The organism is Pseudomonas sp. PS01270, from assembly GCF_029959775.1.
In the GTDB taxonomy this organism is placed as follows: domain Bacteria; phylum Pseudomonadota; class Gammaproteobacteria; order Pseudomonadales; family Pseudomonadaceae; genus Aquipseudomonas; species Aquipseudomonas atacamensis.
Genome location: NZ_JASCPT010000173.1, coordinates 1 through 8,690 on the forward strand (window position 1 = coordinate 1; position 8,690 = coordinate 8,690).

8 protein-coding genes are annotated in these 8,690 nt (G+C 60.6%); 6 read left to right on the forward strand and 2 right to left on the reverse strand.

Features of this window, described 5'->3' with window-relative positions; translation table 11 throughout:
* Positions 1–203: 203 nt before the first annotated feature.
* From QMX86_RS26035 to QMX86_RS26060, 6 genes are all read left to right on the forward strand, one after another.
* Positions 204–1,499 (forward strand): OprD family porin, encoded by a 1,296-nt coding sequence (locus tag QMX86_RS26035; protein WP_024013340.1) that lies wholly within the window; start codon positions 204–206, stop codon positions 1,497–1,499.
* 282 nt (positions 1,500–1,781) lie between these two features.
* The gene (locus QMX86_RS26040) at positions 1,782–2,606 is read left to right on the forward strand and encodes an NAD(P)-dependent oxidoreductase (protein WP_282387202.1); all 825 of its coding nucleotides are present in this window, start codon (positions 1,782–1,784) and stop codon (positions 2,604–2,606) included.
* Positions 2,607–2,649: 43 nt separating this feature from the next.
* The gene (locus QMX86_RS26045; RefSeq protein ID WP_122703853.1) at positions 2,650–3,543 is read left to right on the forward strand and encodes an SMP-30/gluconolactonase/LRE family protein; all 894 of its coding nucleotides are present in this window, start codon (positions 2,650–2,652) and stop codon (positions 3,541–3,543) included.
* 61 nt (positions 3,544–3,604) lie between these two features.
* Positions 3,605–4,576: a TRAP transporter substrate-binding protein gene (locus QMX86_RS26050; protein ID WP_024013342.1), complete on the forward strand. Its 972-nt coding sequence runs from the start codon at positions 3,605–3,607 to the stop codon at positions 4,574–4,576.
* 75 nt (positions 4,577–4,651) lie between these two features.
* The gene (locus tag QMX86_RS26055) at positions 4,652–5,179 is read left to right on the forward strand and encodes a TRAP transporter small permease (protein WP_024013343.1); all 528 of its coding nucleotides are present in this window, start codon (positions 4,652–4,654) and stop codon (positions 5,177–5,179) included.
* Positions 5,179–6,459 (forward strand): TRAP transporter large permease, encoded by a 1,281-nt coding sequence (locus QMX86_RS26060; protein ID WP_122747276.1) that lies wholly within the window; start codon positions 5,179–5,181, stop codon positions 6,457–6,459. Before QMX86_RS26055 ends, QMX86_RS26060 begins: the two co-directional genes overlap by 1 nt.
* Before the next feature lie 51 nt (positions 6,460–6,510).
* Here QMX86_RS26060 and QMX86_RS26065 read toward each other — a convergent pair whose 3' ends face one another.
* Positions 6,511–7,311, reverse strand: coding sequence for a sulfite exporter TauE/SafE family protein (locus tag QMX86_RS26065; protein WP_282387211.1), 801 nt, complete (start codon positions 7,309–7,311; stop codon positions 6,511–6,513).
* A gap of 10 nt (positions 7,312–7,321) precedes the next feature.
* Entirely contained in the window at positions 7,322–8,566 is a 1,245-nt protein-coding gene (locus QMX86_RS26070; RefSeq protein WP_282387213.1) for an FAD/NAD(P)-binding oxidoreductase, read from the reverse strand.
* Positions 8,567–8,690 lie beyond the last annotated feature (124 nt).

Sequence of the window (8,690 nt, forward strand, 5' to 3'; positions counted from 1 at the left end):
GCGCTGTGTCAGTCGACAACTCCATTGAAGGAAAGTCCGCATTCGCGAGCAGGCTCGCTCCCACATGGGTTCGGCGTCGCATGGGAGGTCATCGTATAACTTCCAGTTGACAATCCCCGAAAATCTGGGAAATATCCGCATCGATGTTGTACGACGACGTATGACAAATAATAAAAACAACAAACGATCCAGGGAGCGTCACAGTGAGCCCACTCGCCCGCAATTCCGTCCGCCCTTCACGTTTTGCTCATTTCAAACCGCGTTCGACCCTCAGCCTGATCGGTTGCAGCAGCCTCGCTCTGGCCCTGCCGATGAGCGCCGATGCCGAAGGCTTTCTTGACGACAGCAAAGCCACGCTGAACCTGCGCAACGCCTACTTCAACCGCAACTTCGTCAACCCGGCCAATCCGCAGGGCAAGGCTGAAGAATGGACGCAGAACTTCATTCTCGACGCCAAATCCGGCTTCACCCAGGGCACCGTCGGCTTCGGCCTCGACATCCTTGGCATGTACTCACAGAAGCTCGATGGTGGCAAAGGCACTGGCGGTACGCAGTTGTTGCCGATCCATGATGACGGGCGCCCGGCCGACAACTTCGGCCGCCTCGGCGTGGCGCTGAAAGCCAAAGTCTCAAAGACCGAATTGAAAGTCGGTGAATGGATGCCCGTGCTGCCGATCCTGCGCTCTGACGATGGCCGCTCCCTGCCGCAGACCTTTCGCGGTGGCCAGATCACGTCCACCGAGATCAACGGCCTGACCGTCTACGGCGGCCAGTTCCGTGGCAACAGCCCGCGCAACGACGCGAGCATGGAAGACATGTCGATGAACGGCCGCGGTGCGTTCACCTCCGATCGCTTCAACTTCGGCGGCGGCGAATACAGCTTCAACGAAAAGCGCACCATGGTCGGCGTGTGGTACGCCGAGCTCACTGACATCTACCAGCAGCAGTATTTCAACCTCAGCCACAGCCAGCCGATGGGCGACTGGACGCTGGGCGCCAACCTCGGTTTCTTCACCGGCAAGGAAGATGGCAGCGCTCAGGCCGGCGACCTCGACAACAAGACCGCGTTCGCCCTGCTCTCGGCCAAGTATGGCGGCAACACCTTCTACGTCGGCCTGCAGAAACTCACCGGCGACGATGCGTGGATGCGCGTCAACGGCACCAGCGGCGGCACCCTGGCCAACGACAGTTACAACGCCAGTTATGACAACGCCAAAGAGCGCTCCTGGCAGGTGCGTCACGACTACAACTTCGTTGCGCTGGGCGTGCCTGGCCTGACCCTGATGAACCGCTACATCAGCGGCGATAACGTGCACACCGCCACCACCAATGACGGCAAGGAATGGGGCCGCGAATCGGAACTGGCCTACACCGTGCAGAGCGGCCCGCTGAAGAACCTCAACGTGAAATGGCGCAACGCGACCATTCGCCGGGACTTCAGCACCAACGAATTTGACGAGAACCGGATCTTTATCAGCTATCCGATTTCGTTGTTGTAAAGCGAGTTTCCACACCGATATTCCCTGTGGGAGCGAGCTTGCTCGCGAATGCGTCGGGTCAGACGACTCATCTATTAATGACGCAGCGCTTTCGCGAGCAAGCTCGCTCCCACAGGAGACTGCATTGCCAACTAAAGGATTCTGCAGACTCAGGACTGGGCGCGCCCTTCCGTCATCTACACCAAAAGTCGCGTTGACAAGATCCGGAAACCCTACCGATACTTCAGCGCAGTCATACGACAACCTACAACAAACCTAATAACAATGTGTTCAGGGATTGCCATGACGTCTACCTCTACCCCCCGCGCTCCTTTCAACCGCCTGCTGCTGACCGGTGCCGCCGGCGGCCTGGGCAAAGTGTTGCGCGATCGCCTGCGCCCTTACGCCAATGTGCTGCGCCTGTCCGACATCGCCGCCCTCGCCCCGGCCGTCGATGACCACGAAGAAGTCGTTCTCTGCGACCTCGCCGACAAGCAAGCCGTGCATCAACTGGTCGAAGGGGTCGATGCGATCCTGCATTTCGGCGGCGTTTCGGTCGAGCGCCCGTTCGAAGAAATCCTCGGTGCCAACATCAGCGGCGTGTTCCACATTTACGAAGCGGCGCGCAAGCACGGTGTGAAGCGGGTGATCTTCGCCAGCTCCAACCACGTCATCGGTTTCTACAAACAGGACCAACAGCTCGACGCCACCTCGGCGCGTCGTCCCGATGGTTACTACGGTCTGTCCAAGTCCTACGGCGAAGACATGGCCAGTTTCTACTTCGATCGCTACGGCATCGAAACCGTCAGCATCCGCATCGGCTCCTCGTTCCCCGAACCGCAGAACCGCCGGATGATGCACACCTGGCTGAGCTTCGACGATCTCACGCAACTGCTCGAACGTTCGCTGTACACCCCAAATGTCGGCCACACAGTGGTCTACGGCATGTCCGCCAACAAAGACGTCTGGTGGGACAACCGCTACGCCAGCCACCTCGGTTTCGAAGCCAAGGACACCTCGGAAGTGTTCCGCGACAAGGTCGAAGCGCAACCGATGCCGGCCGACGATGATCCGGCGCGGATCTATCAGGGCGGCGCTTTCGTCGCAGCAGGCCCGTTCGGCGACTGACCGTTCGACTTGATCCCCTCCAATAAAAACCATGGGAATGAGTATGCAAGCCGAATTGATCGTCGACGCCCGCAACGCGGTCGGTGAAAGCCCGGTCTGGGTGCCGCAGGAAAACGCGCTGTACTGGGTCGATATTCCCAACGGCGGGCTGCAACGCTGGAGCGCTGACAGCGGGCACGTCGCCTCGTGGAAAGCCCCGGAAATGCTCGCCTGCATCAGCCGCCACCGCAGTGGTGGCTGGGTCGCTGGCATGGAAAGCGGTTTCTTTCGCCTGCACCCGCACAGCGACGGCAGCCTCGACAGCGAATTGCTCGCCACCGTCGAGCATAGCCGCGCCGACATGCGCCTCAACGACGGTCGCTGTGATCGCCAAGGGCGTTTCTGGGCGGGCAGCATGGTGCTGAACATGGGCCTGAACGCGCCTGAAGGCCGGCTCTATCGCTACAGCGCCGGGCAGACGGGCGTGATCGAAGCGCAGCTGGATGGCTTCATCGTGCCCAATGGCCTCGCTTTCAGCCCTGACGGCAAAACCATGTACCTGTCGGATTCGCACCCCAATGTGCAACTGATCTGGGCCTTCGATTACGACACCGAGACCGGCACGCCATCGAATCGCCGAATCTTCGTCGACATGAATCATTTCCCCGGCCGACCCGATGGCGCTGCCGTGGATGCCGAAGGCTGCTACTGGATCTGCGCCAACGACGCCGGCCTGATCCACCGCTTCGCCCCGGATGGCCGACTGGATTTCTCGCTGGAAGTACCGGTGAAGAAACCGACCATGTGCGCCTTCGGCGGCAGCAACCTGGACACCTTGTTTGTCGCCTCGATTCGCCCCGGCGATGACCACGACCCGCAATCCCTGGCCGGCGGCGTGTTCGCCCTGAAGCCAGGCGTCAAAGGCCTCGCCGAACCGCAATTCAACGATTTGCTTTAGACCCTCTGCTGCACCGCTGCGCCTTGAACACAAAAATAACAAGACTGGAGACTCACCCCTCATGAACTTCAAACGCACCTTGCTCGCCGCTGCACTCCCGCTGATGTTCACCTTCGCTGGTGCCGCTCAGGCACTGGAACTTAAAGTCGCCGACATCCACCCCAAGGGTTATCCCACCGTGGAAGCCGAAGAAAGCATGGGCAAGACCCTGACCAAGGAAACCAACGGCGAGCTGACCTTCAAGTACTTCCCGGGCGGCGTGCTCGGTTCGGAAAAAGAAGTCATCGAGCAGATGCAATTCGGCGCGATACAGATGTCTCGCGTCAGCCTGGGTATCGTCGGCCCTGTGGTGCCGGATGTGAACGTGTTCAACATGCCGTTCATTTTCCGCGACCAGCAACATATGCGTAACGTCATCGATGGCCCGGTGGGCGATGAGATTCTCGACAAGATCACCAACTCCGAATTCAAATTGGTGGCCCTGGCGTGGATGGACGGCGGTACACGCAACATCTACACCAAAAAACCGGTGCGCAAGCTCGAAGACCTCAAGGGCATGAAAATTCGCGTGCAAGGCAACCCGATGTTCATCGACATGATGAACGCCATGGGTGCCAACGGTATCGCCATGGACACCGGCGAAATCTTCAGCGCCCTGCAGACTGGCGTGATCGACGGTGCGGAAAACAACCCGCCGACCCTGCTCGAACACAACCACTTCCAGAACGCCAAGTTCTACAGCCTGACCGGTCACCTGATCCTGCCGGAGCCGATCGTGATGTCGAAAATCACCTGGGAAAAACTCACTCCGGATCAACAGCAACTGGTGAAAAAAGCCGCCAAGGCTGCCCAGGCTGAAGAGCGCGTGCTGTGGGACAAGAAGTCCGCTGCCAGTGAAGAAAAACTCAAGGCCGCTGGCGTCGAGTTCATCACCGTTGACAAGAAACCTTTCTACGAAGCCACCGCCTCGGTTCGCGAGAAATACGGCGCGCCTTATGCCGATCTGATCAAAAAGATCGAAGCCGTTCAGTAACGCCTCCCGCTCCGTACTCATGAAAAAGGCCCGGCGCGCCAGCGGTTCAGGCGCGCCCGGTTACGGTGGAACCCGATGAAGAATCTGCTGCTGCGTATCAACGACAAGATCTACATGACGTGCATCTGGGTCGCCGGCCTTTCCGTCCTGGCGATTTCCCTGATGATTCCCTGGGGCGTCTTCGCCCGCTACGTGCTCGGCACCGGCTCCAGCTGGCCAGAGCCGACGGCGATCCTGCTGATGATGGTGTTCACCTTCATCGGCGCCGCCGCCAGCTACCGCGCCGGCGCACACATGGCCGTGGCCATGCTTACCGATCGCATGCCGGCGCAGCTGAAAGCCGCAGCAGCGATTTTCTCGCAACTGCTGATGGCGGCCATCTGCATCTTCATGACCATCTGGGGCACCAAGCTGTGCATGTCCACCTGGAACCAGTTCATGGCCGCCCTGCCCGATCTGCGGGTTGGCGTGACCTATTTGCCGATCCCCGTGGGCGGTTTGCTGACGCTGATTTTTGTCGTGGAAAAACTTTTGCTCGGTGACCAGAGCAAACGTCGGGTCGTGCAGTTCGACCTGGTTGAAGAAAGTGAAGGTGCCGTTTAATGGACGCTCTGATCCTGCTGGGCAGTTTTATCGTATTGATCCTGATCGGCATGCCGGTCGCTTACGCGTTGGGCGCCGCCGCGCTGATCGGCGCTTGGTGGATCGACATTCCCTTCCAGGCGGTGATGATCCAGGTCGCCTCGGGGGTGAACAAATTCTCGCTGCTGGCCATTCCGTTCTTCGTCCTCGCCGGTGCGATCATGGCCGAGGGCGGCATGTCGCGCCGTCTAGTGGCGTGTGCCGGCGTGCTGGTAGGTTTCGTCCGTGGTGGCCTGTCACTGGTCAACATCGTCGCCTCGACGTTCTTCGGCGCGATCTCCGGTTCGTCGGTGGCCGACACCGCGTCGGTAGGCTCGGTGCTGATTCCGGAAATGGAACGCAAGGGCTATCCACGGGACTTCTCCACCGCCGTGACCGTCAGCGGTTCGGTGCAAGCCCTGCTGACTCCGCCAAGCCACAACTCGGTGCTCTACTCGCTGGCCGCTGGCGGTACGGTGTCGATCGCTTCGCTGTTCATGGCCGGCATCGTCCCAGGCCTGATGATGAGCGCCTGCCTGATGGTGCTGTGCCTGATCTTCGCGAAAAAGCGCAACTACCCCAAGGGCGAAGTGATTCCGATGCGCCAGGCGCTGAAGATCGTCGGCGAAGCCCTGTGGGGCATGATGGCGATGGTGATCATCCTCGGCGGTATTCTCTCGGGGATTTTCACCGCCACTGAATCGGCGGCCATCGCCGTGCTGTGGTCATTCTTCGTGACCATGTTCATCTACCGCGACTACAAATGGAGCGAACTGCCCAAGCTGATGCACCGCACGGTGCGCACCATCTCCATTGTGATGATCCTGATCGGTTTCGCCGCCAGCTTCGGCTACATCATGACCCTGATGCAGATCCCGGCGAAGATCACCACGCTGTTCCTGACCCTGTCGGACAACCGCTACGTGATCCTCATGTGCATCAACGTCATGCTGCTGTTGCTTGGCACGGTGATGGACATGGCGCCGCTGATTCTGATCCTCACGCCGATCCTGATGCCAGTGATCATGGGCATCGGTGTCGATCCCGTGCAGTTCGGCATGATCATGCTGGTCAACCTGGGGATCGGATTGATAACACCGCCGGTGGGCGCCGTGCTCTTCGTCGGCTCGGCGGTGGGCAAGGTCAGTATCGAAAGCACCGTAAAAGCGCTGCTGCCTTTCTACGCCGTGCTGTTCCTGGTGCTGCTGCTGGTGACCTACGTGCCGGCGATTTCGCTGTGGCTGCCGCACCTGGTGTTGTAACCCGCTGAGAAGATCGCAGCCTCGTGCAAGGAGGCTGCGATCTTTTGCTCTTCACGCCCGCAACAACATGTACCCCGCCACCACCAGACAGACACTGGCAAACCCCACCTGCAACGCCCGCGCCGGCACCTGCGCGCACAGCCTGCGACCGACGAGCATGCCAACGATGCTGGCGACAATGAACGCCGCGCCCTGGCCGTCGATACGCACTCCCGCATGAAACGCGCCGATCACCCCGATCGCGGAAATCAGACTGATCACCATCAACGACGTCGCAACGATGCCGCGCATCTGCACATCGGTCAGTTGCTTGAACGCCGGCACGATCAGAAAGCCGCCGCCGACGCCCAGTAAACCCGAAACCACGCCAGTAACCGCTCCCAGTGCAGCCAGGGTAGCGGTGCATTTGGCGGTCCAGTCGAAGCGCCCGGTCTGCTCGTTGAGCATGCAGTTTTTCTGGCCCCAACTGGCATGGCCGTGATCGCTCGGCCCCGCTTGCTGACGCTCCTTTCTGAGCATTCGCCAGGCGACCAGGACCATCAGCAGGCTGAACAGCATCATCAGAATCTTTTCCGGCAACTGATGTGCGAAGTAGATCCCCAGCGGCGAAAACACCGCGCCCAACGCGGCGATCAACAGCGCCGCGCGATAACGCACCAGGCCATGGCGCAAACCGTCGATCGCCCCGACCGCCGCCGCGCTGCCGACCGCAAACAAGGCCACCGGCGCCGCTTGCGTCATCGTCCAGCCGAGCCCGAGCACCAGCGCCGGCACCGCGAGAATCCCGCCGCCTGCGCCGGTCAGGCCGAGGACCAAACCCATCACCACGCCAAACAGACTTGCCAGCAACATAGAAGTTTTCTCAGTCGACCCTGGACAGACGCGTCAGCCACTCGCGGCCCTTGAGCATGCCGTGCCAGTAGAACCACGGCAGCAGCGTCGCCTTCAGCCACCATGCCGAACGGCGGGCCACGGTCGGGTCCAGCGGGAAGGTCGGCAGCAGTTTGCCGCCATAGCCGAACTCGGCGAGGATCACCTTGCCCTTCTCCACCGTCAGCGGGCACGAGCCGTAGCCGTCGTACTTGAGCTGCAGCGGCTGTTGTTTGCGCGCGGCCAGCAGGTTTTGCGCAACGACGACAACCTGCTTGCGCACCGCCGCCGCGGTTTTCGCGTTGCTGGTGCCGCAGATATCGCCCAGTGCGAACACCTCGGGATAGCGCGGATGCTGCAGGCTGTGCGGATCGACCTCGCACCAACCGCCGGCATCGGCCAGCGGACTCTGGGCGATGAAATCCGGCGCGACTTGTGGCGGCACGACGTGCAGCAGATCGAAGGTTTTTGCCACGCGGCTGACGTTGCCGTCGGCGTCCTTGACGTCAAACCACGCGGTTTTCGCCGGGCCGTCGACCTTGACCAGATTCGAGTTGAACGCCAGTTGCGCGTCGTACTGTTCGATGTACTTCATCAACGGCGGCACGAAGGTCGGCACGCCAAACAGCGCAGCGCCAGCCAGGTTGAATTCGACATTGATGTCTTTCAGCACGGCGGATTTGCGCCAGTAATCGCAAGACAGATACAGGGCCTTCTGCGGTGCGCCGGCGCATTTGATCGGCATCGCTGGCTGGGTGAACAGCGCCCGGCCGTCGCGCAGTTTCTGCACTTGATCCCAGGTGTACTGGGCGTGTTGATAGCTGTAGTTGGAGGTGACGCCGTGCTGACCGAGGCTTTCCTGCAAACCTTCGATTTTCTCCCAGGCCAGGCGCAGGCCGGGGCAGACGATCAGGTTCTGATAGCTGACGGTGCGCTGGTCGTCGAGGGTGAGTTGGCGGCTTTGCGGGTCGATGGCGCTGACACTGGCCTGAATCCACGTCGCCTGACGCGGCATGACTTTGCTCATCGGCCTGACGGTGTCTTTCACATCAAACGCACCACCGCCGACCAGCGTCCACGCCGGTTGATAGTAGTGCTGTGAACTCGGTTCGATCACGGTGACTTTGAGCTGCGGGTCACGCTTGAGCAGGCTGGCGACAAAACCGATGCCGGCCGTGCCACCGCCGATGACCACGATGTCCGCACTGATGGATAGGCCCCAGTGTTGATCGTTCATTGCTTGTTCCTTTTGCTGCACGCAAGGATTTGTTCGGGTCAAACCAAAGAACCTGTGGGAGCGAGCCTGCTCGCGAAAGCGGTGGCTCAGTCAACTATTCGTCGGCTGACACGCCGCCTTCGCG

What these genes read in the sequence shown, in the direction of transcription:
- QMX86_RS26040 (WP_282387202.1), top strand. Translation starts at nt 1,782, where the DNA reads ATGACGTCTACCTCTACCCCCCGCGCTCCTTTCAACCGCCTGCTGCTG.
- QMX86_RS26065 (WP_282387211.1), bottom strand. Translation starts at nt 7,311, where the DNA reads ATGTTGCTGGCAAGTCTGTTTGGCGTGGTGATGGGTTTGGTCCTCGGC.
- QMX86_RS26060 (WP_122747276.1), top strand. Translation starts at nt 5,179, where the DNA reads ATGGACGCTCTGATCCTGCTGGGCAGTTTTATCGTATTGATCCTGATC.
- QMX86_RS26055 (WP_024013343.1), top strand. Translation starts at nt 4,652, where the DNA reads ATGAAGAATCTGCTGCTGCGTATCAACGACAAGATCTACATGACGTGC.
- QMX86_RS26050 (WP_024013342.1), top strand. Translation starts at nt 3,605, where the DNA reads ATGAACTTCAAACGCACCTTGCTCGCCGCTGCACTCCCGCTGATGTTC.
- QMX86_RS26045 (WP_122703853.1), top strand. Translation starts at nt 2,650, where the DNA reads ATGCAAGCCGAATTGATCGTCGACGCCCGCAACGCGGTCGGTGAAAGC.
- QMX86_RS26070 (WP_282387213.1), bottom strand. Translation starts at nt 8,566, where the DNA reads ATGAACGATCAACACTGGGGCCTATCCATCAGTGCGGACATCGTGGTC.